General features: G+C 61.4%; 22 protein-coding genes and 1 tRNA gene. 15 read left to right on the top strand and 8 right to left on the bottom strand.

What is annotated here, in order from left to right:
- The first annotated feature begins 2 nt into the window (after positions 1–2).
- A complete protein-coding gene (gene glmS / locus QOV41_RS11615) occupies positions 3–1,829 on the top strand; it encodes a glutamine--fructose-6-phosphate transaminase (isomerizing) (protein WP_284576742.1) in 1,827 nt (608 codons plus the stop codon).
- Positions 1,830–1,930: 101 nt separating this feature from the next.
- On the opposite strand, the gene recG is transcribed toward glmS, so the two are convergent.
- A complete protein-coding gene (gene recG, locus QOV41_RS11610) occupies positions 1,931–4,039 on the bottom strand; it encodes an ATP-dependent DNA helicase RecG (protein WP_284576740.1) in 2,109 nt (702 codons plus the stop codon).
- Between the two features lie 130 nt (positions 4,040–4,169).
- Between recG and QOV41_RS11605 the strand changes: the two genes are divergently transcribed.
- The 3 genes from QOV41_RS11605 to QOV41_RS11595 all read left to right on the top strand — a co-directional run bounded on the left by QOV41_RS11605 (position 4,170) and on the right by QOV41_RS11595 (position 8,897).
- Positions 4,170–4,460, top strand: coding sequence for an FAD assembly factor SdhE (locus QOV41_RS11605; protein WP_284576738.1), 291 nt, complete (start codon positions 4,170–4,172; stop codon positions 4,458–4,460).
- Entirely contained in the window at positions 4,457–7,942 is a 3,486-nt protein-coding gene (gene mfd, locus QOV41_RS11600) for a transcription-repair coupling factor (protein WP_284576736.1), read from the top strand. The genes QOV41_RS11605 and mfd overlap by 4 nt, the downstream gene beginning before the upstream one ends.
- A 244-nt stretch (positions 7,943–8,186) precedes the next feature.
- Entirely contained in the window at positions 8,187–8,897 is a 711-nt protein-coding gene (locus tag QOV41_RS11595; protein WP_284576734.1) for an invasion associated locus B family protein, read from the top strand.
- Positions 8,898–8,951: 54 nt separating this feature from the next.
- Here the strand turns inward: QOV41_RS11595 and QOV41_RS11590 are convergent, their stop codons facing one another.
- Complete coding sequence (locus QOV41_RS11590; RefSeq protein ID WP_284576732.1) at positions 8,952–10,115, bottom strand: FAD-dependent monooxygenase; 1,164 nt, start codon at positions 10,113–10,115, stop codon at positions 8,952–8,954.
- 221 nt (positions 10,116–10,336) lie between these two features.
- Here QOV41_RS11590 and QOV41_RS11585 point away from each other — a divergent pair, with 221 nt between their 5' ends.
- The 7 genes from QOV41_RS11585 (at position 10,337) to QOV41_RS11555 (ending at position 14,445) form a co-directional block, all read left to right on the top strand.
- The gene (locus tag QOV41_RS11585; RefSeq protein WP_284576730.1) at positions 10,337–11,308 is read left to right on the top strand and encodes a quinone oxidoreductase family protein; all 972 of its coding nucleotides are present in this window, start codon (positions 10,337–10,339) and stop codon (positions 11,306–11,308) included.
- 47 nt (positions 11,309–11,355) lie between these two features.
- A tRNA-Ser gene (locus QOV41_RS11580) sits at positions 11,356–11,445 on the top strand.
- 24 nt (positions 11,446–11,469) lie between these two features.
- The gene (locus QOV41_RS11575) at positions 11,470–11,706 is read left to right on the top strand and encodes a hypothetical protein (RefSeq protein WP_284576729.1); all 237 of its coding nucleotides are present in this window, start codon (positions 11,470–11,472) and stop codon (positions 11,704–11,706) included.
- 119 nt (positions 11,707–11,825) lie between these two features.
- Complete coding sequence (locus QOV41_RS11570; RefSeq protein ID WP_284576727.1) at positions 11,826–12,002, top strand: hypothetical protein; 177 nt, start codon at positions 11,826–11,828, stop codon at positions 12,000–12,002.
- A 102-nt stretch (positions 12,003–12,104) separates the two neighbouring features.
- Positions 12,105–12,776 carry a 5-oxoprolinase subunit B family protein gene (locus QOV41_RS11565; RefSeq protein ID WP_284576726.1) on the top strand — a complete coding sequence of 224 codons (672 nt, stop codon included), beginning with the start codon at positions 12,105–12,107 and terminating at the stop codon, positions 12,774–12,776.
- A complete protein-coding gene (locus QOV41_RS11560) occupies positions 12,773–13,672 on the top strand; it encodes a 5-oxoprolinase subunit C family protein (RefSeq protein ID WP_284576725.1) in 900 nt (299 codons plus the stop codon). The genes QOV41_RS11565 and QOV41_RS11560 overlap by 4 nt, the downstream gene beginning before the upstream one ends.
- Positions 13,669–14,445, top strand: a complete 777-nt coding sequence (locus QOV41_RS11555; protein ID WP_284576723.1) for a LamB/YcsF family protein — start codon at positions 13,669–13,671, stop codon at positions 14,443–14,445. The genes QOV41_RS11560 and QOV41_RS11555 overlap by 4 nt, the downstream gene beginning before the upstream one ends.
- An 85-nt stretch (positions 14,446–14,530) precedes the next feature.
- Here QOV41_RS11555 and QOV41_RS11550 read toward each other — a convergent pair whose 3' ends face one another.
- From QOV41_RS11550 to QOV41_RS11530, 5 genes are read right to left on the bottom strand one after another with little or no spacing between them, the layout of a single operon-like run.
- Complete coding sequence (locus QOV41_RS11550; RefSeq protein WP_284581294.1) at positions 14,531–15,286, bottom strand: ABC transporter ATP-binding protein; 756 nt, start codon at positions 15,284–15,286, stop codon at positions 14,531–14,533.
- A gap of 14 nt (positions 15,287–15,300) precedes the next feature.
- The gene (locus QOV41_RS11545) at positions 15,301–16,065 is read right to left on the bottom strand and encodes an ABC transporter ATP-binding protein (protein ID WP_284576721.1); all 765 of its coding nucleotides are present in this window, start codon (positions 16,063–16,065) and stop codon (positions 15,301–15,303) included.
- A gap of 9 nt (positions 16,066–16,074) precedes the next feature.
- The gene (locus QOV41_RS11540) at positions 16,075–17,223 is read right to left on the bottom strand and encodes a branched-chain amino acid ABC transporter permease (protein ID WP_284576719.1); all 1,149 of its coding nucleotides are present in this window, start codon (positions 17,221–17,223) and stop codon (positions 16,075–16,077) included.
- A gap of 4 nt (positions 17,224–17,227) precedes the next feature.
- Positions 17,228–18,259, bottom strand: coding sequence for a branched-chain amino acid ABC transporter permease (locus QOV41_RS11535; RefSeq protein WP_284576717.1), 1,032 nt, complete (start codon positions 18,257–18,259; stop codon positions 17,228–17,230).
- 54 nt (positions 18,260–18,313) lie between these two features.
- Positions 18,314–19,669, bottom strand: coding sequence for a substrate-binding protein (locus QOV41_RS11530; RefSeq protein WP_284576715.1), 1,356 nt, complete (start codon positions 19,667–19,669; stop codon positions 18,314–18,316).
- Between the two features lie 190 nt (positions 19,670–19,859).
- Between QOV41_RS11530 and QOV41_RS11525 the strand changes: the two genes are divergently transcribed.
- The 4 genes from QOV41_RS11525 to QOV41_RS11510 are packed head-to-tail and all read left to right on the top strand — an operon-like array spanning position 19,860 to position 24,837.
- Complete coding sequence (locus QOV41_RS11525; RefSeq protein WP_284576713.1) at positions 19,860–21,488, top strand: helix-turn-helix domain-containing protein; 1,629 nt, start codon at positions 19,860–19,862, stop codon at positions 21,486–21,488.
- 54 nt (positions 21,489–21,542) lie between these two features.
- Complete coding sequence (locus tag QOV41_RS11520; RefSeq protein ID WP_284576711.1) at positions 21,543–21,926, top strand: response regulator transcription factor; 384 nt, start codon at positions 21,543–21,545, stop codon at positions 21,924–21,926.
- Positions 21,910–22,143, top strand: coding sequence for a hypothetical protein (locus tag QOV41_RS11515; RefSeq protein ID WP_284576709.1), 234 nt, complete (start codon positions 21,910–21,912; stop codon positions 22,141–22,143). Before QOV41_RS11520 ends, QOV41_RS11515 begins: the two co-directional genes overlap by 17 nt.
- Positions 22,144–24,837: a sensor histidine kinase gene (locus QOV41_RS11510; RefSeq protein ID WP_284576707.1), complete on the top strand. Its 2,694-nt coding sequence runs from the start codon at positions 22,144–22,146 to the stop codon at positions 24,835–24,837.
- Here QOV41_RS11510 and QOV41_RS11505 read toward each other — a convergent pair.
- Complete coding sequence (locus QOV41_RS11505; RefSeq protein WP_284576705.1) at positions 24,834–25,658, bottom strand: ion channel; 825 nt, start codon at positions 25,656–25,658, stop codon at positions 24,834–24,836. The two genes, QOV41_RS11510 and QOV41_RS11505, sit on opposite strands and share 4 nt — an antisense overlap.
- Positions 25,659–25,673: the final 15 nt, after the last annotated feature.

Below are 25,673 nucleotides of genomic sequence, written 5' to 3'. Positions count from 1 at the left end.
TCATGTGCGGGATCGTTGGGATCGTCGGCAGTGCGCCGGTCGCCGGCCGGTTGGTGGATGCGCTCAAGCGCCTGGAGTATCGCGGCTATGACAGCGCGGGCGTGGCGACGCTCGAGAGCGGCGCCATTACGCGCAGGCGGGCCGAAGGCAAGCTCGGCAATCTGGCGCAGAAGCTAAGCTTCGAGCCGCTCGAAGGGCAGATCGGCATCGGTCATACCCGGTGGGCGACCCATGGTGCGCCCACGGAGCAGAATGCCCATCCGCATGCGACCGACCGCGTAGCCGTGGTGCACAACGGCATCATCGAGAACTTCCGCGACTTGCTGGCGGATCTTGCCAGGGATGGCTACCTGCCCAAGTCGCAGACCGATACCGAGTCGGTGGCGCTTTGGGTGAGCCGCGAACTAGCCAATGGTGCCGCGCCCGAATTGGCTGTGGCCAACACGCTCAAGCGCCTCAAGGGGGCGTTTGCTCTGGCGTTCCTGTTCAAGGATCAGAACGGGCTGCTGATCGCGGCACGGCACGGGGCACCATTGGCCATCGGCTATGGCGACACCGAGATGTATCTGGGGTCCGACGCCATGGCGCTGGCGCCCTTCACCTCGCGCCTGACCTATCTCGAAGATGGCGACTGGGCGGTTATCACGCCCAAGGGCGTCACCATTCGGGATGGTCAGGATGCGATCGTTCAGCGTGAGCAGCGGGTGTCGCAGGCGTCAGCGCTAATGGTGGACAAGGGCAATCACCGCCACTTCATGTCCAAGGAGATCTATGAGCAGCCCGAGACCATCTCGCACACGCTCAGCCATTATGTGGATATGGGCGCCGAACAGGTGGCTATCCGCGAAACCCTGCCGTTCGACTTCGCCGATCTCACACGGCTGACCATCAGTGCCTGCGGCACCGCCTATTTTGCCGGTGCTGTCGCGAAATACTGGTTCGAACGCTTTGCCCGGCTTCCGGTCGACATCGACGTGGCCTCCGAGTTCCGCTATCGCGAGCCGCCGTTGGAAAAGGGCGGTCTGTCGCTCTTCATCTCGCAGTCGGGCGAGACAGCGGACACGTTGGCGGCGCTACGCTATTGCGCGGGGCAGGGTCAGCACGTTGCTTCTCTGGTCAATACACTGGAATCCACCATCGCCCGGGAGTCGGGCGTGGTGTTCCCCATTCTCTGTGGGCCTGAGATCGGCGTCGCGTCCACCAAGGCACTCACGGCGCAGCTGACAGCTCTGGCAAGCCTTGTCATTGCGGCTGGGCGCGCTCGCGGTGTCCTAACGGCAGAACAGGAAGCCGAACTCGTCCGAGGGCTCACTCATCTTCCGGCCGCCGTTTCGGAGGCGCTCGCCACTGAAGAGCAGATCATGGGCATCGCCAAGCAGCTCTCCAAGGCCAAGGACGTCCTCTATTTAGGGCGTGGTCCCATGTATCCGATTGCCATGGAAGGGGCACTCAAGCTCAAGGAAATCAGTTACATCCACGCAGAAGGTTATGCCGCCGGCGAACTTAAGCATGGTCCGATCGCGCTGGTTGACGAGGATATGCCGGTCATCGTTGTCGCCCCGTCCGACGAGTTGGTGGAGAAGACAATGTCGAACATGCAGGAGGTCGCCGCGCGCGGCGGCAAGATCATCCTGATCACCGATGCGGGAGGGGCTGCAACCGTGGGACAGGGCGTCGCCGACATCATTGTCATCCCGCACGTCCACAGCTTTGTGGCGCCGATCCTTGCCACCATCCCCGTGCAGTTGCTGGCTTATCACACAGCGGTCTTCATGGGCACGGACGTGGATCAGCCGCGCAATCTGGCGAAATCGGTGACGGTGGAGTAGGGCACCCCACCGAAGCCCCAACACCTTACCCTGAGCTTGTCGAAAGGCGAGGTCGGGCACCTCTGGTTCGACGAGCTCACCATGAGGTCTACGGTCCCCTCTCATCCAGCCCGGATCAGCGGGATCGCAAGATCCTTGCGGACGAGATAGAGCAGCGTGCGCGCGGCTTCGCCCTCTGGTCCACTCAGCCCGGGATTGCGCGCGAGCAAGGTCCGGGCTTCCTCGTGGGCGAACTCCAGCAAATGCCGATGTACGTCGGGTACCGCCAACCGGTAGCCCGGCATACCTGATTGGCGGGTGCCGAGAACGTCACCCTGACCGCGGAGCTCCAGGTCGCGCTCGGCGATCACGAAGCCGTCCTCGGTGGATTTGATGGTCTCGAGGCGCGCCTTGGCAGTCTCGCTGAGCGGGTCCTTGTAGAGCAGGAGGCAGGCCGAACGGGTGGAGCCGCGCCCAACGCGTCCCCGCAATTGATGGAGCTGCGCCAGCCCGAACCGTTCCGCGTGCTCGATGATCATGATCGAGGCGTTGGGCACGTCGACGCCAACTTCAATGACTGTGGTGGCAACGAGCAGCTTGAGCTCGTTGGCGGCGAAACGCTGCATCACCTCCTGCTTGGCCGCCGCGCTCATGCGCCCGTGCACCAGGGCCACCTGATCGCCGAACACCTTGTGCAGTTCGGCAGAGCGCTCTTCGGCGGCAACGACCTCCAGATGTTCGCTCTCTTCCACCAGCGGGCATACCCAGAACGCCTGCGCCCCTTCACTCAGGCGCGCCTGCAAGCGGGCGACGATGCGGTCATATTCACCGATCGAGAGCACAGCCGTGTCGATGGGCTGGCGCCCGCGTGGCTTCTCGCGAAGGATGCTAACCGCCATGTCACCGAAATGAGTTAGGACCAGCGTGCGTGGGATAGGCGTCGCCGTCATGACCAAGAGGTCAGTGTGCTTGCCCTTGTCCGACAGCGCAAGGCGCTGATGCACGCCGAAGCGGTGCTGCTCGTCGACAACGGTAAGGCCGAGGTTGCGGAATTCGACGCCGGATTGAAACAGCGCATGGGTGCCGACGACGATGTCGGTCTCGCCACCAGCAATACCGGCGAGCTTCGCCCGGCGCTCAGCTGCGGGCAGCTTGCCAGTGAGAAGTTCGCAGCCAAGCCCGGCGGCGTCGCAGAGTGGCTTTAGTGTTTTGTAGTGCTGTGCCGCGAGAAGCTCGGTGGGCGCCATCATAGCCGATTGGGCCCCGCTTTCCGCCATGGCCGCCATTGCCATCAGCGCGACGACCGTCTTGCCCGCACCCACATCACCCTGGAGAAGGCGCGACATGCGGTCCGGCGAGGCGAGGTCGGCGCGGATTTCGTCGACGGCCCGTTGTTGACCGGCGGTAAGGGAAAACGGCAAGGCCTCGGTAACCCGCCCGGTCAGTTCGCCGGTAAAGGTGCGGGCAATTCCGCGCGCCGCCACCATGGTGGAGCGAATAAGTTGCAGGGTGATCTGCCCAGCCAGATACTCGTCATAGGCCAGCCGCATGCGGGCGGGCGACCAGAGTTCAGCCTCCCCTGGTGCTGTGGGCAGGTGGACCATGTGCATGGCCGCGCCAAAGCTGGGCCAATTGCGCGACGCCAGCGTCTGCGGGTCGATCCACTCGGGCAGCGACGGAACACTCTCGACCACCTGCCGCACCAGCTTGGCAAGGGCCTTGGAACTGAGCCCCTGGGTGAGGGGGTAGACCGGCTCGACCAGCGGCAGCGTCGCGAACTTGTCCGGCTCGACCACGTAGTCCGGATGGGTGATCTGCTTTTCGCCGTTGAAGAAGCCGATCTGCCCCGAAACAAAGCGCTCCTCGCCGATAGGTAGCGCCTTCTCGACCCAGCCACCCTGGGCGCGAAAGAACACAAGTTGCACTTCCCCAGTCTCGTCATGGGCAAAGACGCGGTGGGGCACGTGTGGCTTGCCACGGGGCGGCGGCTGGTGGCGGTCGATGTGTAGCCGCAGCGTTACGATCTGATTGAGGTAGGCCTCGGCAATGCCGACCTGGCGCCGGCGGTCGACCACGCCCGAGGGCATGTGCATGAGAATGTCGAGTGCAATTGCCTCCTGCCCGTCGGGCGCGCCGAAATAGCGCGTCAGCAGTGCCGCGAGCTTGTCGCCCACGCCCTTGATGGAGCGCAGCGAGCGGAACAGCGGTGAGAGGCTTTCGGGACGGGACACGATTCGGTACGGGCTCCTTGGGCGGCAAGCTAATGAGCGGCGGCAACCGCGTCACCCCCACGGGCATTGACGGCTGACAAACTCCGGCGATGCGCGTAAGGAAGGCGCCGAATTCAAGGGAATGGGGATCATGGCGTCACAAATGGCGAGCCGTGAAGACATTGCTATGCGCCGCAAGAAGCTGCGTTACCGCGCCTGGCACCGGGGCACCCGTGAGATGGACCTGGTGCTCGGCCCCTATGCCGATGCGCATACCGAGCATATGGACCACGACGAACTCGACCGGCTCGAGGCCTTGATGAGCGAGGAAGATCCCCATCTGCTCAAATGGGTCATGGGGCAGGAAACGCCACCGGACAATGTGGATCAGGAATTCCTGGCGCTCGTGATCGCTGATCACCAGGAGCGGATCGGCAAATGAACGAACATCTTCCCCAGCGGCCAACGCGCACCATCGCCAATGTTCCCGATGGCATGCAGCCCATGCAACTGGCCAAACTGGTCCAGCAGCGGCTGGAAACGGCGCCTGACGACAAGGTCAGCCTAGTTTTCGTGGCGCGCGATGGTCGCCGGCTGCAGCGCATGGCCGATGTCCTGCGTGTCATGATGCCAGGACACCAGCTGCTGATGCTACCCGCCTGGGACAGCCTGCCCTATGATCGGGTGTCGCCCAACAACGTTACGATTGCTGCCCGGATGAACACCCTCGCGGCGCTGACCGGCGAGGCCAAGGGCGCCATCGTTCTGACGGCCGTCAACGCCCTCATTCAGAAGCTGCCGCCGCGCGACATCGTCGAGACCATGTCGTTCTCGGCCGCCGCCGGGCGCGTGGTGGACAGCGAGAAGCTGATCGCCTGGGCCGCCAACAACGGGTATCTGCGCGTGCCGACGGTGCGCGAGAGCGGCGAGTTCGCCGTACGCGGCGGGCTGATCGACCTCTTCCCGGCCAATGCCGAAGCGCCGCTCCGGTTTGACTTCTTCGGCAGCCAACTTGAGACCATCCGCACCTTCGATCCTGACTCCCAGCGCACCACCGGACAGCTCAAGCGTATCGATCTGACGCCGATGAGCGAGGTCGTTCTCAACGAAGAGACCATCAAGCGTTTCCGCCAGAACTACACGGCGGCCTTTGGCGGCAATACGGTCGATGATCCACTCTACGCCTCGGTCAGCGGTGGCTCGCGCTACTCGGGCACCGAGCACTGGCTGCCCTTCTTCTACGAGCACCTCGATGCACTGGCTGACTACACCGGCGACGCGCCTTTCGTGTTCGATGACCAGTCCGTCGAGGCCTATGGCGAACGTGCCGAACAGATTCGCGACTACTACGAGACGCGTGAGTCGGCTCGGCTGTTGCCAGCGGTAGCCGGGGCAGGGGCGCCCTACAAGCCGATCCAGCCTGGCCTGCTCTACGATGTCGATACGCACCCCTACCAGCTAGCCGGTGCCTCGGTCATTCAGCTGTCCCAGTTCATGGCGCCCGAAACGAAGGCCGTGGACGACGCCGGCGGGCACCTGCCGCCGAGCTTTGCTGCCGAGCGGCAGTCCGCAGAGACCAATCTATTCCAGGCTATCGTCGATCGGCTCCTCGCCGAGCGGCGCAACGGCCGTCGCAGTGTCGTTGCCTGCTGGAGTGCCGGTACGCGCGATCGCATGGCGCAGGTGCTGCAGGACCATGGCCTTAACAATCCAAGGCTCGCCGACAATTGGCGCGATGCCGAGACGACCAGCGCCGCCACCACGTCTCTCGTGGTGCTGCCCCTGGAAACAGGTTTCGAGACCAAGGACCTGCTGGTTCTTTCCGAGCAGGATATCCTTGGCGAACGCATCCTGCGGCCGCAGCGCAAAAAGAAAGCCTCCGATGCCCTGACCGAAGCTGCGAGCCTTGCGGCGGGCGACCTTGTCGTTCACGTCGACCATGGCATCGGCCGCTTCCTCGGGCTCAAGGTCATTCAGGCTGGTGGCGCCCCGCATGAATGTGTCGAGCTCGAATATGGTGGCGACACCAAGCTCTATCTCCCGGTCGAGAACATCGAGCTGCTGACGCGCTATGGGGCTGACGATGCCAGCGTTACCCTCGACAAGCTCGGTGGCGTCGCATGGCAGGCCAAGAAGGGCCGTCTCAAGAAGCGCATCCGCGAGATGGCGGAGCAGCTCATCAAGATCGCGGCGGCCCGGCAGCTCACCAAGGCTGAGGCCGTCGACATCAATTCGGGCGCCTACGACGAGTTCGTGGCGCGCTTCCCCTATGAAGAGACGGAAGACCAGCTCAACGCCATCGAGGCGGTGTTCGATGATCTGACCTCGGGGCGCGTGATGGATCGCCTGGTCTGTGGCGATGTGGGTTTCGGCAAGACCGAGGTGGCACTCCGGGCCGCCTTCGCCGTGGCGCTTTCCGGCAAGCAGGTTGCCGTGGTGGTACCGACGACGCTGCTCTCACGCCAGCACTTCAAGACCTTCTCCGAGCGCTTCGCCGGCCTTCCCGTGCGGGTCCGCCATGCCTCGCGCATGGTCAGCGCCTCCGAGCTCAAGGCGACCAAGGAAGGACTTGCGGACGGGCAGGTGGATATCGTGGTGGGCACCCACGCGCTGCTCAGCAAAACCATCAAGTTCAAGGACCTCGGGCTGCTCATCATCGACGAGGAGCAGCACTTTGGCGTTGGTCACAAGGAGCGCCTCAAGGAGCTCAAGGCCAATGTTCATGTGCTGACCCTGAGTGCGACCCCTATCCCACGCACGCTGCAACTTGCACTCACGGGCGTCCGCGATCTCAGCCTCTTGGCGACGCCGCCGGTGGACCGGCTCACCATCCGCACCTTTATTGCACCGTTTGATCCGCTTTCCGTGCGCGAAGCACTGTTGCGCGAGAAGTATCGTGGTGGGCAGAGCTTCTATGTGGTGCCGCGCATCAAGGACCAGCACGAGGTCGCCGAGTTCCTGCGGGCGCAGGTCCCGGAGGTGAATTTCGTCGTCGCCAACGGCCAGATGCCGCCGGGCGAACTCGACGACATCATGAATGCTTTCTACGACAACAAGTTCGACGTGTTGCTCGCCACCACCATTGTCGAATCAGGGCTTGATATTCCCAACGCCAACACGCTGATCGTCCATCGAGCCGATCAGTTTGGGCTCGCGCAACTCTATCAGATCCGCGGTCGCATTGGGCGCAGCAAGCAGCGCGCCTATGCCCTCTTCACCGTGCCGCCCGATCGCAAGCTTACCGATACTGCCGAGCGGCGGCTTGGCGTGCTGCAATCGCTCGAAAGTCTCGGTGCAGGGTTCCAGCTTGCCAGCCATGACCTGGATATTCGCGGTGCGGGTAATCTCCTGGGTGACGAGCAGTCGGGCCACATCCGCGAAGTCGGGTTCGAGCTCTACCAAGCCATGCTCGAGGAGGCTGTCGCCAACCTCAAGAGCGGTGAGGAGGATTACGAGGACAAAAACGAGTGGAGCCCGCAGATCTCTCTCGGCATGCCGGTGATGATCCCAGAGCACTATGTACCCGACCTGCAGTTGCGCATGCAGCTTTACCGCCGCCTGGGTGACCTCACCGACATCAGGGACATAGATGCTGCGGGTGCCGAGCTAATCGACCGCTTCGGCCCGCTGCCGGATGAAGTTGAAGCGCTGCTTAAGGTTATCCTGGTGAAGGCTTTGTGTCGCAAGGCTAACGTCGAGAAGGTGGATGCAGGCCCCAAGGGCGCTGTACTGACGCTGCGCAACAACGAGTTCCCCAATCCGGCTGGGTTGGTGAAGCTGGTCAGCGATCCTGCCAACCAGGTGCGTATCAAGCCCGATCAGAAGCTCGTCTTTGTGCGGAACTGGCCCAACCCGGAGGCGCGTCTCAAAGGCGCAGCCGCGATTCTCTCACGCTTGGCCAAGCTCGTGGAAGAGATGTCGTAGGGTACTGGACTGCCCTTACACAGAAGGGCTAGGCTCATTGCCGTTCAATGTGATGTTACTCTGCTGTTGCGGTTGACCTCCGCAGCACAGAGAACGGGCGCCCTGCGCCCGTTCGCCCTCGTTTTGTCTAACGCTTTGGCAAGGGTGATCGGTCATGTTATTGCCCGATTTGACCCCTTGAAGGGCACTTCGAATTTGCCGGCGGCCTATGCCGCTAAACCGCCAAGGAAGCCAAGGAAACTCTATGAACATCAGGAAACCCCTCGTCGCCGGTTTCGCAGTGGCCGCGATGATGCTGTCCCCCTTGTCGGCTATCGCGCAGGAAGCCGCTCCAGAGGCTCCCGCCGCCGAAGCGCCAGCCGCTGCGGCAGCAGCCCCGAGTACAGCGGCGCCATCGCAGAACTGGCTGAAGGTGTGCGATCCGCTTCCTGATGGTCAGAAGGCCTGCATCATGCGCCAGGTCGTCCTGGCGAACGGCCAGTTTCTTGGTTCTTTCCTGCTGCGCGATGATCCGGGTCAGGAAAGCCGCCTGCTGGCAGTTGCCGCGGTTCCGCTCGGCGTCCTGCTGCCTTTCGGCCTAACCTGGCAGATCGACGGCTCCGAGCCGGTCCGCGTACCTTACATGCTGTGCGACCCGACCTCCTGCGCCACACAACTGGTCGTGAACGAGCAGTATATCAACTCCCTCAAGAAGGGCAGCACGCTCAAGCTGACTGCCAAGAACCGTCAGAACGAAGACCTGACGATTGAGATCAGTCTTGCCGGGTTCACCGCGACCTATGACAGCGAAGAGTCGCTGACGTTCGAGCAGTTCCAGCAGGAAACCTCGGGTGAGAACGCCCTTGAGCAGGTTCTGCAGGATCGCGCCGAAAACCTGCGCCGCCAGTTGGATGGTGGTGCAGAAGGCACTGAGACCCCTGCCGAAACGCCGGCTGAGGCCCCTGCCGCTCAGTAAGCGCCGAACAAATCCACAAATGAGGGGGCGCGGCTAAGCCGCACCCCCTTTGTTTTAGCGAAGGCCCATGCCGATTGAGAAGGCCTGCCTGCGCAAGGGTGGCAGCAATTTGAGCGCCCAAAGGCCGCCGGCACGCAGCGCCTGCGCCGGCAGCATTTCAGAAAGTAGCGAGCGGAAAAGTGTGTCGACCATGCCGCCCGTGCGCGCGAGGTCGGCTGCACGCCGTGTCGCATAGGACTGGCTGACCTGCTCAGCCCATCGAGGAGCGGAGCGGTCCACGCAAGCCAATACATCGGCCAGATCGGCGACGTCTCGCAAACCTAGATTGAGCCCTTGAGCGCCAATTGGCGGGAAAGCGTGGGCGGCTTCGCCAACAAGCACCACCCCACGATCGCCAGCCTTCTCGACGCTCAATGTGCTGAGCGGAAAAACATGGGCCGGGGTCGCCAGTTCGACGCGACCAAACAGGCGCTGCGACTTTTCTGCAAGCATGGTCAGCAAGCGCTCCTTGCCACCCGATTGCGCCTCCTGCAGGACCGCCCGATCATCAATCCATACAAGGTTCGCGCGATTGTCCCCCGCCGGCACCAGAGTGAACGGGCCTTGCTGGTAATGGAACTCGACCGAGGTGCCCCCGATCGGGCGGGCAAGGTCAAGATCGCATACCAGGGCGGCCTGGGTGAAACCGTTCTCCCGCGCGCGAAAGCCGCCCGCAGCGCGAATGAGAGACTTTTTGCCATCCGCACCAACGATCAGTGGAGCGCGTATGGTAGTGCCATCCGCGAGGGTCAATTCGGGGCCATCGCTGCGATGGGAGAGACCGGTAACCGATAGATTGCGCCGCTCGAGGTTACCCTGCTGCTCGGCAACGGCCTGGAACCGTTCCAGCAGCTTGCTGTTGGCAAAATTCCATCCGAACGCTTCGAGCCCCGACTCCCTGGCGTCGAATAGTGTTTCGGGCGCCCGGATCAGCCGGTTGGTTGCGTCGATGATGCGGATCTGCGTCAGCGCATGGCCCATAGCGGCCGGAGCTTCAATAAGCCCCGCGGTCCGGAGATAGTCAACGCTCGGCATCATCAGCGCCGAAGTGCGCCGGTCCGCTGGGGCGGGCGGTGCTAGGTGGAGGGTCCGTAGGCCAGCTGCAGCTACGGCAATCGCTGCCGCCATACCGGCAAGCCCGCCGCCGACTACCACCGCTTCTGCATCGTGCACGCTCATTGGCTTGATCTCCACTTCTGGCGCTACAGCAAATCGAACGGGAAGGTTACATTGGGTTAGGCGACCCTACCAGCGGTCCGGCACGGCAAGGCTGCTGCGGAATGCCGCAAGCCCAGGTGAAATCACCTCCGATGGGGTTCCCGGCGGCTGCAGCACTGCTTAGATTGGCCGAGCACAGTCCCCACCCATGACCGCCCCCTGAAGTTCCGGAGTCCAAATCAATGGCTAAAGCAATTTTTGTTCGTGAAACCGGTGGTCCTGAGGTCCTGAGCTTCGAGGAGCAGGAGGTTGCCGCTCCGGGTCCGGGTCAGGTGAAGCTTCGGCAGTCTGCAATCGGGCTCAATTTCATCGATACCTATCAGCGCTCAGGGCTTTATCCCGTTCAGACTCCGTTCATCGGGGGTAATGAGGGCGCCGGTGTCGTCACCGCAATTGGGGAGGGCGTGTCCCATCTGCAGGTAGGTGACCGGGTGGCCTACCAGGGGCAAATCGGCGCCTACGCCACGGAACGCCTGGCCGCGGCCGACCGCGTCGTCCCGATCCCCGAAGGTGTAGACGACCAGACCGCAGCCGCCGTCATGCTCAAGGGCCTGACCGCCTACTACCTCCTTTTCAAAACCTGGGCCCTGGCCGAAGGCGAGACAATCCTTTGGCATGCGGCAGCAGGCGGCACCGGCCTGATCGCCACGCAGTGGGCCAAATCGCTGGGAGCGACGGTGATCGGAACGGCGGGAACTGACGAGAAAGTCGACCACGCGCGGCGGCATGGCTGTGACCACGTCATCAACTACAACTCGGAAGATTTCGCCGTCCGCGTGCGCGAATTGACCGAGGGCAGGGGCGTGGACGTGGTCTATGACGGTGTAGGCAAAGCGACGTTCGAAAAATCTCTCGATTGCCTGCGACCGCGTGGTCTCATGGTGAGCTTCGGCAACGCATCAGGCGTGGTTTCCATTCCCGACGTGACGGTGCTCGCGCGCAAAGGGTCGCTGTATGTGACCCGTCCCACCGGCAATGCCTATTTCTCCACGCGAGAAGACCTTTTGGAGGGCGCGCGCATGCTGTTCAAGGCGATAGCGAATGGCGCAATCAAGGTGCAGATCGGCCAGACTTTCCCCTTGGCGGATGCTGCCGAGGCGCACCGAGCGCTCGAAGCGCGGCAAACCACGGGATCTGTGGTGCTGCTGCCTTAGCTCGGCACTGGACACTGTCCCGCTCTGCCGCTAAACGCTCATGCGTCGGGCAGGTGGCAGAGCGGTTGATTGCTCCGGTCTTGAAAACCGGCGAAGGTGCAAGCCTTCCGGGGGTTCGAATCCCTCCCTGCCCGCCATTCTCCTCACGGAAGGAAATTCAGGTGAGCCGCAAGGAATTCGAAGCTTCGCGCATGCGCCGCATGAAGCGGATTGCGGCACGGCACGGGCTGACGATTCTTACATCGGACAAGATCAAGGTGCTTGGCGGCGCCGGCGGTCACGCGTTGCGGGACGACGCAAGTTTTAAGATCGTCTATGGCGACACGCCCAAGCCATTTTCCGCGAGCTTCGAGGACATCGAAGCCTATATCGAGCGCCTTGAAGCTGGCGAAGAGTAAGTCTGGTTGACCTAACAGGCAACGGGTCTGCTGGCACGCAATCGTCCATTTCCATTATTTATTCTGTAACAGGAATCGCAGCACACTCCTGTCATTGGCAAATGTGGAGGCGCGTTACAGTGTTTACCCTGATCAACGCCGACGCCGAAGACGACGACGCCGAAATCACCGATCCCCAGGAAATCGCTGAACTGTTCGCTGCCATCGCGGCGGTCGCCATCGAGGCGATCGGGCCAGGGCAGGCTCGGATTTTGTTCGACGCCGTGGTGGAGCAGGACGGCCAAGAGCTGAACTGAGGAGGCAGCCGCTGTCGCGTGCCGGTTTGCTGCTCCTGCAGTTGACCGCAGCCGGACTGTCGGACACGACTGTTTGGTGTTCGTTCAGTCCGGAAGCCCGATGTGATTGCTTGGCCAAAACTCCCCACGCCCACCGTGCTGCCCATTGGCGATGCGGCACTGCTGGTGCGGTTCGCCACTGTTGTGGATGAGCAGGCGAACGCCGCCGCTATTGCGCTGACGACGGAGTTAGACGCCGACCCTCTGCCAGGTGTCGTTGAGCTGGCACCCAATCTTGTCTCGGTGCTGCTCCGGTACGATCCGTTGCGCACAGATCCTGCGCGGGTCGCCGGCGAATTACGGCTGCGGATGATTAGGTTGGGCGGGGCTGAAGCCGCTCCGTCAACCGACTGGGTCATTCCGGCGACTTTTGGCGGGGAGGGTGGACCAGACCTCCAAGAGGTGGCGGACAGCCTGGGCATGACGCCCAGTGACTTCGCTGCAGCACATAACGCCTCTGACCTTAAGGTCTTGGCGACCGGCTTTGCACCGGGGTTTGTCTATCTTGGCTTGCACTCGCAACACCTCTATCTGCCCCGCCGCTCCAGCGTGCGCGCCAAGGTGTCGGCGGGGAGCTTGCTGTTTGCGGCTGGGCAAACCGCCATAGCGGCGACGGAGATGCCGACAGGCTGGCATGTGATCGGCTGGACGGAGTTCTCGAACTTCGATGCCCGCAGCGATCCGCCCACCCGATTGGGAGCCGGCGACCGGGTGCGGTTCGAGGTCGTACCGTGAGGGCCAGGATCCGGCTACAGCGCGTTGCCCCCCTCACTACAATCCAGGATGTGGGGCGCTTCGGCATGCTCCGGCACGGCCTGAGTGCGTCAGGGCCGATGGATCGTGGAGCGTTCGATCTGGCGGGAAAGCTGGCCAAGGCTTCGGGGGCAGGCATCGAGTTCACCCTTGCTGGACTTGATCTGGTGGTCGAATCCGGAAAGTGCCGAATTGGGCTGGCGGGTGGTATCTTCAACGCCAAACTGAACGGCTCCAAGCTCGCATGGCCCGCGGCGGCCGCAGTCTCCGCCGGCGATGTGCTATCGATCACTCCCGGTGCTTCGGGGAATTACGGCTATCTGCGGTTCAATAGTGAGTTTGGTCTGGAGCCTGTTTTGGGCAGCCGCGCCACCAGCACGCGTGTCCGGCTTGGTGGCTTAGACGGTCGCGGCTTAGAGGCCGGGGACCTGATCGAGCTCACGGCAAACGATCAGAACCACTATGTCGACCATCCAGTCCCCCGCTATGAGGAAGGGCCCATCCGCTTTATCTGGGGCATCCACGCGCATGCCTTTCCCGCAGAGGTGCGGGACCGTTTCTGTTCGGCGGCCTTTGCTATTTCGCGGCGACTGGATCGAATGGGCGTGAGGTTGGAGGACGAAGCTGGTGTTTTTGCCAGTACCACCAGCTTGTCGCTGGTCTCGGACGCCGTGGTCCCGGGAGACATACAGATCCTGGGAGACGGCTCGCCTATCGTTCTGATGCGTGATCACCAGCCGACGGGCGGATACCCGCGGATCGCCAGTATGATAACCGCAGACCTGGACCGCTTTGCCCAGATGCGACCGGGGCAGGCGGTTGCCTTCGCGCCTGTGTCGGTGGAGCATGCGCATCGGCTTCTTCGGGGACAAAAATGAACTCGATCGATCTCAATGCCGATCTAGGCGAAGGCATGGGCGCCGATGATGATCTACTCGAGGTCGTTTCGAGCGCCTCCATCGCGTGTGGTGGCCACGCGGGGGATGCGCCAACCATCCGGCGTATTCTAAAGACCTGCAAAGCACGCGGCGTGCGCGCTGGTGCTCATCCGGGATATGCCGATCGGGAGCGCTTCGGCCGCTTCCGGCTCGTGATGCCGCTCGATCAACTGCTGGGCCAGATTCGTTCGCAGCTGTTCCTAGTCCACCACCTCGCCGAGGAAGCCGATGTTTCCCTGGAGTACGTGAAGCTGCACGGCGCACTGGCCAATCAAACTGCTGAGGAGTTGGCCCTTGCGGTTGGCATATATGCCAGCATCCAGACGATGAACCGCAGAATGGCGGTGATGGCGCTCGACAACAGCGAGCAGGTGCGGGCAGCAAAAGCATTGGGGATGCCACTAATCCGTGAGGCGTATGCCGACCGCGCCTATTCGGCTGAAGGACTGCTTTTATCGCGCACGACAGACGGTGCAGTGATCCATGAACCTGAGGTGGTTATTGGCCGCTGTTTGCGGCTGGCCAGACGCGGCGAGATAGTTGCCGTTGACGGTACCATTCTTCAGTCGGCTGCCAGATCCATCTGCCTGCACGGCGACACGCCTGGAGCGGTCGATCTCGCACGGGATATCCGGCGCGCCCTCGAAGCTGAGGGGATCGAGATCGCACCAGCCGCTCCTGAGGTGGAGGGCAGCCCGCTGCCACTCGCTTAAACGACGTTTCACACCCTGGGCCTCTCGGCGGGGAGAGGTTGAATCGGCGGAATGCCTTTGAACCTTGAGGTCCAGGGTGTGAAAGCTAGATCGCCAGATATTCGTGGCGAAGTTCTGCGTTGTCCAAGACCTCCTTGGCAGTGCCTGTGAAGGCGACTTCACCAGTGTCGAGGATGACGGCGCGGTCAGCGAGCTTCAGCGCCGCAACCGCATTCTGCTCAACGATGATGGTGGTGATGCCCAGTGACTTGATGGAGTGCAGGATGCGTTCGATTTCCTGCACGATAACGGGTGCTAGGCCTTCGTAGGGCTCGTCCAGAAGCAGGAGCTTAAGGTCGCGAGCGAGCGCCCGAGCGATGGCCAGCATCTGCTGCTCGCCCCCCGAGAGCGTCACGCCTTCCTGCCTGCGTCGCTCCGCCAACCTCGGAAAGCTCTCGTAGATCCGTTCAAGACTCCAGCCATCTCCTGGGGCTACCTTGGCTAGCGTGAGGTTCTCTTCCACGGTTAACCCCGCGATGATGCGGCGGTCCTCCGGCACCAGTTGGATACCAGCCCGAGCTGCCTCGAAGCTTCTCATGCGATGGATTGGTTGACCGTCGAGCCAGATCTCGCCTTCGCGCATCTGTGGCTTGTCCAGCCGGGCGATCGTGCGGAGGGTGGAGGATTTGCCGGCGCCGTTGCGGCCAAGCAGCGCCAGGATCTCCCCCTGACGAATGTCAAGCGAGACACCCTGAACAATATAGCTCTCGCCATAATAGGCGTGGACGTCCTGGATACTGAAATAGGGTGGGGCAGGATCTGCGCTGACGGCGTGGCTATTTGACAGGATAGTGTTCTCCATGGTCAGGGCGCTCATCAATGTGCTCCTCCGAGATAGGCTTCCTGCACTTTGGGATTGCCACGCACCTGGTCGGGCGTGCCCTCGGCAATAATGCGGCCTTGAGCTAGAACCGAAATCTTGTCCGCCAGGGAGAACACCACATGCATGTCGTGTTCGATGATCACCTTGGTTGTCCCGCGGCTCTTAATCTTCTGGAGGAGGTCGATCGTCGTGTTGGTGTCGTGCCGGCTCATTCCCGCGGTAGGCTCGTCGAGTAGTAGGAGGCGCGGACGCTGGATCAGGCACATTGCCAATTCCATCCGCCGCTTGTCGCCGCGGCTAAGGCTTCCCGCTGGAGACTCGCGTCGTCCAAGCATGCCGACGTCCTCGAGCATATGTTCGGCTTCGGCCCGAACCGATGTTTCGCTCTCGAGTGAACGGAGCATGCTGAGCTTGAAAGCCCCGTCGCGCTTGGCGAGTGCTGGTATCATCACATTGTGCAGAACGCTCAGGTCAGGAAAGATCTCCGGGGTCTGGAACACGCGGGCGATGCCTAGCTGATTGATCTCGTGCGGCTTGCGCCCTGTCAGCACAGTCCCGTCGAAAACGACCTGTCCGCTCGTTGGGGCAAGCTTGCCGATGATGACGTTAAGCAGGGTCGACTTGCCGGCGCCATTAGGGCCAATGATCGCGTGAGTCTTTCCTTCTTCGATCTGCAGATCCACGTCAGCGAGGGCGTGCAGTCCTCCAAAGCGTTTGTGGACGTCGGCGACATGCAGAACAATGTTAGGTTGGCTCATGGTGCGCTCCTATTCCGCTGGCTGCGCATGCGCTGCGCCTTTGGCCGGCTTAGTTGGGGACCGCCGAGAGCGATCGAAGAGGCCGGCAATGCGGCGCACGCCCTCCATAATGCCGCCGGGTAGAAAGACCACGATCAGCACGAACACGAGGCCCAGCGTGAGGAACCAGCCCTCGCCAACGAACTTGCTCGTCACAACGACAGCCGCATAATCGAGACCCTCCGGAAGGAAATCCCAGAAGCGGGCCAGGATGGATTCGTTGATCGCGGAGAAGATATTCTCGAAATACTTGATCAGCCAGGCGCCGATGACGGGTCCGATGAGGGTGCCAGCCCCGCCGAGGATGGTCATCAGGACGACTTCGCCAGAGGCGGTCCACTGCATGCGCTCGGCGCCTGCAAGTGGATCGACAATGGCGAGGAGGCCGCCAGCCAGGCCCGCATACATTCCGGAGATCACAAAGGCGGCGAGGGTGTAGGGGCGGGTATTGAAGCCTGTGTAGTTCATGCGCGTCTGGTTGGACTTAATGCCCTTGAGCATCATGCCAAATGGTGAACCTGCGATCCGCTGCGCGAGGAAGAAAGTGATGAGCAACAGGGCCGCGCAGAAGTAAAAGGCGTTGTAACCGGTCAGTGGCATCCCGAAGATGCTGGGGACCGGCAGGCGGGCAGCCGCTTCACCAAAGAGCCGGTCGAGGTGCCGCGGATCGGACAGGGTGAGCTGCAGACCCGTTTCACCATTGGTGATCGGCGTCAGGACCGAATAGGCGAGATTATAACTCATCTGCGCGAAGGCGAGCGTCAGGATCGAGAAGTAGATGCCGGAGCGCCTGAGGCTCACAAAGCCGATCACCAGAGCGAACACAGCCGAAATTGCCACAGCGAAGATCATGGCAGGCAGGGCATCCATGCTAAGTAGCTTGAACGACCATACGGCCGCGTAGGACCCGACGCCGAAGAAGGCGGCATGGCCGAAGCTCAGATAGCCCGTGAGGCCGAAGAGAATGTTGAAGCCCACCGCAAAGATCGCAAAAATCATGAAGCGCGTGAGGAGGTCGGGGTAAGCGGCGCCGAAAGGCTGCAGCCAAATCGGCATGGTGACCACGACCAGGGCGAAGCCAAGGAAGAGCAACAGGTCATTGCGAGACATAGTGAGCATTGGCCTAGGCCTCCATCACGCCGCGCCGACCGAAGAGGCCCCGCGGACGAACTAGCAGAATGATGACGGCAACCAGGTAGATGATGATCTGGTCGATTCCCGGGATGAGGGCCTTTACCTGCGTCATGGATGCAAAGGATTGGAGGATGCCGAGCAGGAACCCTGCGGCCACCGCACCGGGCAGCGAGCCCATGCCACCCACCACCACCACCACAAAGCTCAGCACCAGGAAGTCCATGCCAAGATGGTAGTTGGGGGGCAGGAGGGGCGTGTACATGACGCCAGCCATACCGGCGACCACGGCCGCTAGGCCGAACATGATGGTGAAGCGCCGGTCAATATTGATGCCAAGGAGGCCGACGGTCTCGCGATCGGCCATGCCAGCGCGCACCACCATCCCGAAGGTGGTAAACTGAAGAAAGGCGAACACCCCTCCGATCAGAACCGCCGCGAAGGCGAAGTAGACCAAACGCCAGATGGGGTAGGTGATCACGCCTGCCTGCATCCCTAGCCACGCGCCGATGTCGGCGGCGCCACGCAGTTCAACCGGCATGGGCTGCGGCAGAGGATTGGGGCCAAATACGGACTTGATGATTTCCTGCGCAACGATCGCGAGGCCGAAGGTGACCAGAATCTGCTCGGCATGCGGGCGCTTGTAGAAATGCTTGATGATACCGCGTTCCAGCGCGATGCCGACGATCAGCATCACCGGAATGGTGAGGATGAGGGAAGCGGGCACCGAGTAGTTGACGAGGACCGCACCGAGGTCGCCGAACCAGGTCTGCACCAGAGGTTCGCGTATCTCGAGCGGTGTTCCCCAGGGGGACAACTGTGTCTCGTCGACCGTAACAGTCTCTAGCGTCAGCATTTGACGGAAGAAGACTGCACAGAATGCGCCCAGCATGAAGAGCGCACCGTGGGCGAAGTTCACAACGCCCAGCGTACCGAACACCAGGGTCAGACCCAGTGCGATCAAGGCATAGGCGCCGCCCTTGTCCAGTCCATTGAGGAACTGCAGGAAAATGGCATCAAACATAGAAGACTCCGGCTGAAGCGGAGCCCGCCCCGGTGCACCGGGGCGGGCAGGGCACTAGCACATCGGCACAGGTTCGGCCGGGCCGAGCTCGCCGCCGAACATGTCGGGGTCGTAAGCCACTTCTTCGCGCGGAACTTCCTGAACGATGTTCAGCACGTCGAACTCGCTGGTCGGATTCTCATTTCCGCGCACCACGAGAACGTTCTTGATGCACTGGTGGTCTTCGGCACGGTAAAGAGTGGGGCCATTGCCCATATTGTCGAACTCGTGCCCTTCCAGCGCTGCGATAACTTCGGGCGGATAGAAGGTGCCGGCACGCTCAACAGCATCTGCATAGAGCAGCGCCTGAACATAAGCGGTGTGTGCCGCCTGCGATGGTGGCGAGCCGTATGCGGCGCCGAAGGACTTCGTGAAGGCTTTGGTGCCCTCGTCCTGCAGGTTCCAGTGCCAGTTCGAGGTGCCGAACACGCCCTTGACGCTCTCGCCAGCGCCCTTGGCCATAAGCTCGGAGATGAGGGGAGTGACGATCTCGAAGTTCTTGCCGTTAACCTGACGATCCCGCATCCCGAATTGCACCGCCTGGGTGAGCGAGTTCACCATGTCGGTGCCGTAGTGGTTGAGGATCAGGACATCTGCGCCGGAGTTAAGCACTGGGGTCAGATACTGCGAGAAGTCGGCGGCCCCGAGAGGCGTACGAACCGCTTCTACGGTCTCCCAACCAAGCGCTTCGGTAGCGTTCTTGATGGATTCTTCCTGGGTCCAGCCCCAGGTGTAGTCGGCTGTCAGGTGATAGGCGCGGCGATCGGCGCCGTACTCCTGAACAAGGACAGGGGCCAGACCAATGCCTGACTGATAAGCATTGAAGAAGTGGCGGAAACCGTAGCGCTTCTTGTCCTTACCCGTTGTGTCGTTGGAGTGGGTCAGCCCTGCCATGAAGATAACGCCTAGTTCCTGGCAGAGACCTTGCACGGCAATGGCTTCACCCGAGGATGAACCGCCGGTGATCATTATAGCGCCATCGCGCTCGATCATACGGGTCGCGCCGGCACGAGCAACGTCCGACTTGGTCTGGCTGTCGGATGTAACGAACGCGACTTTCTTCCCGAGAATGCCATTTCCCTTGAGGGAAGAGGGCTGCATGACGTTGAGCAGGCCACCATCGCCTTCACCATTGAGGTGCTGGATCGCGAGTTCATAGGCCTTCTGTTCGTCCGCGCCTTCCTCCGCATAGGCGCCGGTCAATGGCAGGTTCAGCCCAAAGGTGACGGTGTCACCGGTGGGGTTGTTGCAGAATTCTTGCGCCCACGCCCCCTTGGTGAAGATCATGGGTGCAACGCCGGTCCCGATTATGCCGGCAAGACCGGTCTGCAGCACCCGACGACGGGTAAGGCCGCGCTTCCAAAGTGTCATCGATTTCCTCCTTTTAGCGCGGGGCCGCCGATGCATAGCCGTCAGCTCACCGCTACCTGATTATTCAGGCACAGAGAAAATGGAGGCAATAGCGCATTGTAATCGTGAGCTTATTCTGTAAATACTTGTTCTAGATCGTACCTGATCTAGTCAATGCGTTGACAGAAGCGGCGCTGGGGAGTGGCAGGTCATGCGTGCACCGATCGGTTTCCGGATCAGCAGTCGCCGGAAGAACCTCGGGATTTCACAGGCGGCCCTGGCCCGCACCGTCGGCATTTCGCCGAGCTATCTCAATCTCATCGAGAATAATAAACGCGATGTCGGCGGTGCCCTGCTGATCCGGATCGCCCAACAACTCTCGATTAGCCTCGACGAGTTGGAGGGAAAGGCGGAGCAGAAACTGCTGCATGAGCTGGAGGAGAGCTTTGCCGATCCCCTGCTTGAGTCGGTGTCCTTCCGACCTGACGAGCGGCGGGAACTCGTGGCGCAATATCCCGCCAGCGCCACTGCGCTGGCACGACTCTACAGAGCGTATGGAGACGTACAAAGCCAAGCAGAGGCCTATGCCGACCGACTTCGATCCGATCCGCTGCTGTCGCAGTTGCTGCATCAGATCCTGAGCGGCGTTACGGCCATCCGCTCCAGCGCCGAAATCCTGCAAGATGTCGAAGAGCTGGACGATACAGAGCGCGCCCGGTTTGTGGCTACCATCGGCCGCGAGAGCCTTACCCTTACTGAGGTAGCTCGTACCCTTATCGGCCAATTCGAAAGCACGAGCCAGGAGCGGCGTAGCGTCTCTCCAGCGCGCGAGATCGACGACCTGCTGCTCGATGCCAACAACTATTTCGAACTGCTCGAAACTGCGGCGGACAACCTCCGCTCCGAATTGGCCGAATACGGACCATTTGGGCCAGCGGCTATGGTGACGGCGCTCGATGCAGGGTTTGGTGTCCAAACGCTCGTTGGCGCACGACCAAGGGAGTTTCCTCCGGACTACCCTGGGCAGTATCGCTACGATCCGGCAAGCCGAACGGTCTGGTTCGCAGGAACCACAACGCTGGCGACGCGACAGTTTCAGTTGGCGCGGCTCTACGGTGAATTAGCGGGCTCTGACGCGATTGCAACCTCGCTTTCGGCCGCAGTACTTTCGACCCCTTTGGCCCGACGCTTGGCGACCCGCGCCATGGGGTCCTACCTAGCTGGAGCTATAGTCTTCCCCTATGCGCGATTCCTGGCTGATGCTGACGCACACGCCTATGACATCGATCAGCTGCGGCAGCTCTATTCGGCGAGCTTCGAGCAGGTGGCGCATCGCCTCGTCACCCTGCGAAAGCCGGGCCAAGAAGGAGTGCCATTCGGCTTTCTGCGTTCCGATCCCGCCGGTCGCCTCACCAAGCACTTCCCGCTTCCCGGTTTGCTGTTGCCTAAAAGCGGTCATGCCTGCCCCCTTTGGGCGGTCTACATGGCCTTCCGCCAACCGGACGTCCTGCAACGGCAGGTCGTGCGCTTCTCGGATGGGTCGCGCTACCTCTTTCTGGCGAGAACCGTACAGCGCAGAACCGCCTCCTTCCGGGAGGCAGCTGTACCCGTTTCGATCATGCTGGCATGCGATGCCCTGCATGCGGATCGGACGATCTACGGAGCAGGTCTCGACCTTACCAATTCTGCTGCAGACGTGCCGGTCGGCCCGAGTTGTCGCTTGTGCACTCGACACGACTGCCCTGATCGGCAAGAGGAAGCGCCGCCGCCTTCAGGGCGCAACCGGGAAACCCGCGGCCCGCTTGTGCCTCAAGAGTTCGGCCTTGGCGGATCGAGCTGATTGCGCTTAAGTGTCGCAGCGCGGAGGGGAGACCGTGCAGATCGTGGGGGGACATTGGCTATCGATATTCTCATTGCCGAGGATGAGCCGAGTATTTTGGAGTCGCTCGACTTCATTCTGAGGCGAGCAGGTTGGAGCATTAGTTCTGTCACGGACGGCGAAGCTGCCATCGCGGCCTTGCGTCAGTTTCAGCCGCGCATGGTGGTGCTCGACGTCATGCTGCCGAAGCGAAACGGCTTCGATGTGCTCAAGCACATTCGAGCGGACGCCCATACCCACGCTTTGCCCGTGCTGGTTCTTACCGCCAAGGGGCAACAGCAGGATCGCCGCATTGCCGAGGAGTTGGGGGCCAACCGCTTTGTCACCAAGCCTTATGCCAATGCCGAGGTCGTGGGCGCGGTGCGTCAACTGCTGGGTGAACATGCTGGACCGGGGTAAGCTGCAAAGCGCGATGCTGGCCCTGACGGTGGCAAGTTCAGCGCTGTTCTTTCCGCCTCTGGTCTACGTCTTTGACCGGCCGGTAAACCGGTTCGGAGTACCACAGATCATCCTCTATCTTTTCGGCGCTTGGCTGCTGATGATCGTGCTGACGGCGCTGCTTACGCGCAAATTGCCTCCGGAGCCGATGTCCGAGGCAGATGAGGGAGAAGGCTGAGTGCTGTCGGCCGACTTCGTGATCGCAACAGCAATCGGCTACGTCGGACTGCTGTTCGTTCTCGCCTATTTCGGTGACCGGAGGGCGCGAACCAACCAGCGCTCATGGCTACACTCCCCGGCCGTCTATACGCTCTCCATCTCGGTCTACTGCACCAGTTGGACCTTCTATGGCGCGGTTGGTAATGCTGCTCGCAGCGGCCTCGAGTTCCTCACCATCTATATGGGGCCGACGCTGGTCTTCGTCGGCTGGTGGTTCCTACTTCGGCGACTCGTGCGCATCAGCCATAATCAGCGGATCACCTCCCTTGCCGATCTGCTGTCCTCGAGGTTCGGCAAATCCAATCGGCTTGCCGTGCTGGTTACCATTCTTGCGGTGATTGGAATTGCTCCGTACATCGCGCTGCAACTCAAGGCGGTGACATCATCCATCCAGGCCATCGCAGGCTCATCGGAGTTCGGTCAAGGCAGCCTGCGCGGCATAGATGACGTGACGCTTGCCTTGGGCGTTGCCGCGGGAATGGCGCTTTTCACTATCCTTTTCGGCACCCGACATGTGGATGCCAAGGAGCAGCATCACGGCGTCGTGGCAGCGATCGCTTTCGAGGCGGTGGTAAAGCTCACCGCATTGCTCGCCGTTGGCATCTTTGTGGTGTTCATTGGTGGTGGCCTGGATGGGATCTTCGCTAAGGCCGCCGCTGCTGGCATCACCATCGACCCCGAGAACAGTTTTGATGACCGCTGGGTCACGACCATGTTCCTGTCGGTTGCCGCCATTGTATGCTTGCCACGGCAGTTTCAGGTCACGGTGGTCGAGAACTCCGACGAGAGCCACCTTCGCGTCGCTGCCTGGGCGTTTCCCGCCTATATGCTGCTGATGAGCATCTTTATCCTGCCTATCGCGATGTATGGGCTCACCACCATGCCCGCGGGAGCCAACCCGGACATGTTTGCACTGACGCTGCCGCTTGCTGCGGGTCAGGACAGTTTGGCATTGTTTGCCTTTATCGGCGGGTTTTCATCCGCGACTTCCATGATCATCCTGGAGTCGATCGCGCTATCAATAATGGTTTCAAACCATATCGTGATGCCCCTGGCTTTGCGGCTTGGCGCCGGGCAGGGCAGCGACGGCCGCGGGGTAAAGAGCCTGCTGCTCAGGGCGCGACGTTTCTCAATTCTGCTGATCCTGTCGCTGGGCTTCTTCTACTTCTTCTTCACGCGGGACTCCGATGCGCTGGCGCCAATCGGGCTGATCTCGTTCACGGCCATTGCACAGTTTTTCCCGGCTGTTCTAGCCGCGCTGTTCTGGCGAGAGGCTTCACAGAAGGGGGCGATTGCCGCAATTTCTGTTGGCTCCGTGGTCTGGTTCTGGTGCAGTTTCCTGCCCTCCTTCGAAAGCTTTTCGCCTGCTGTGTCGGCAACGATGCGGGACGGCCCCTGGGGGATCTCCTGGCTGCGTCCGGAGGCCATGTTCGGGATGGACGGGCTCGATCCGCTCTCCCATGCCGCCTTTTGGAGCCTCAGCTTGAATGTGTTGACGCTCGTGACGGTGTCGTTGCTCACCAATCAGTCGGCGCTAGAGCGAATACAGGCCAGCGTATTTGTTGATGTCTTCCGCCGGCCCACGGCTGCGGGCAATTTCGTACGAGGATCGGCGACAGCAAACGATCTCTATTTCGTTGCGGAACGTGTGCTCGGCGAAACTCGTGCAGTGACCTTGTTCGAGACGGCGGCCCAGGGAAGCGGGGTCGAACCCGACCGGCTCGATCCTTCACCTGACTTTATTGGCAAGCTGGAGCGTGAACTGGCCGGTTCCATCGGAGCGGCTTCGGCCCATGTGATGTTGTCGAAGGTGGTTTCCGGCCGCGACGTTTCGCTTGAGGAAGTCATGCAAATGGCCGATGAAACTCAGCAGGTTATCGAGTACTCGCAAGAGCTTGAGAGAACTTCTTCTGAATTACGTACAACTGCACTGAAGTTGGAGGAAGCCAATGCGCAACTGCGCCAGCTCGACAGCCAGAAGGATGAGTTCCTGAGCCAAGTGAGCCACGAAGTGCGCACACCCATGACCTCCATCCGATCGTTCTCTGAGATATTGCTGCAGCCCGAAGCGTTGGACGAGGGGCAGCGGCAACGCTTCGTTGCCACTATCCACCAGGAGAGTCTGCGACTTACCCGGCTTCTCGATGAAATCCTGGACTTATCGGCGTTGGAGCGGGGTGAACGCAGTTGGACGAATGCGCCGACAGATGCCGAGGCTGCGCTTGACCGAGCCCTTTTGGTTTGTGACGCCTTGCTGAGCCAACGAGGCATGACGGTCGAACGCGGACGCCGCGCCAAGCCGGTCATGGTCAATGGTGATAGCGACCGCCTGTGTCAGGTCTTCATCAATCTCATCTCGAACGCCGTGAAGTACAACGATGCCAGCAACCCAATCATGCAGATCAGTTCCGTCGTGCGCTCCGGCCGCTATCTCGTCGACATTGCTGATAATGGACCCGGCGTAGCCAAGGCGGAGCGCAAGCTCATCTTCGAGAAATTTGCGCGGGGCGAGCGAGGCTCGGAGCAGAGCGGGGCAGGGTTGGGCCTTGCCATCTCGCGCCAGATCATCGCGGGAATGAACGGGTCTCTCGAGCTCGTGCCTGGACAGCTCGCGGGGGCTTGCTTCCGGGTAAAGCTCGCGGTTATTCGCTAATAGGACCCGCTATTGGGTATGTTGAGAATGTGCCCGCATGCCTTGCAGTGGACCGCGTCGGGATCATGTTTTTGCAGGCCGCATTCGGGGCAGGGAAAGTGAACCTTGCGCGGGCGGAAGATAGCTTGGGCAAGCCGCACGAAGAGCGAAATGCCCATGATCATGATGACGACCGAGGTGAGCTTGCCCCATGTTCCAGGCAAGGTGATGTCGCCGAACCCGGTGGTGGTCATGGTCGTGACGGTGAAATAAAGCGCATCCACGTATCCCGTGATGCCAGCTCCTTGGCGCACGAACGCCGTGTAGACAAACCCGGTCACCATGAAGACGAACACAAACAGGTTGATCATGGCCTGGATGGGCTCTTGATACTCCAAGAGACCGCGCTTTTCGAGAGGACGCCAGAAGATGCGAGTACGGGTCAGCGTCCACAGCCGCATGATCCGGAGGAAGCCTAGATTCAGCAGCCAAGTCGGCGCAAGCAGGGTGACCAAGATGAAGATGTCGATGATCACCGGTATTTGGCGGAGCCAGCGCCTGATGTCGGTGCTGGCTAGAGCCCGCGCGATGAAGTCCGCCGCTAGCAGGGCTGCAACGGAATAGTCGATCCACAGGAAGGCTTCCGAATCCCGTAGGAGTGGTGAGGCTATAAAGAAGATGATGATCGCCAAATCGACGATCAGCACCGACGCCTGGAAGCGCTGCGCGTACCCAGCTTGGCTGTGGTAGAGCAGGCGCAGGCGAGAGCGTACCCGGGCAAACCAGTGCCGTCGCGCGGGGGAATCGTCCGCCTCTGCGGTTTCTTGTTGTTCTGCGACCATCCTAGGCGGTTCTTG

Source organism: Devosia sp. RR2S18, from assembly GCF_030177755.1.
Lineage (GTDB): Bacteria > Pseudomonadota > Alphaproteobacteria > Rhizobiales > Devosiaceae > Devosia > Devosia rhizosphaerae.
Note: the sequence above shows the minus strand (reverse complement) of the source record. Positions and strands in the feature narration are given on the sequence as shown.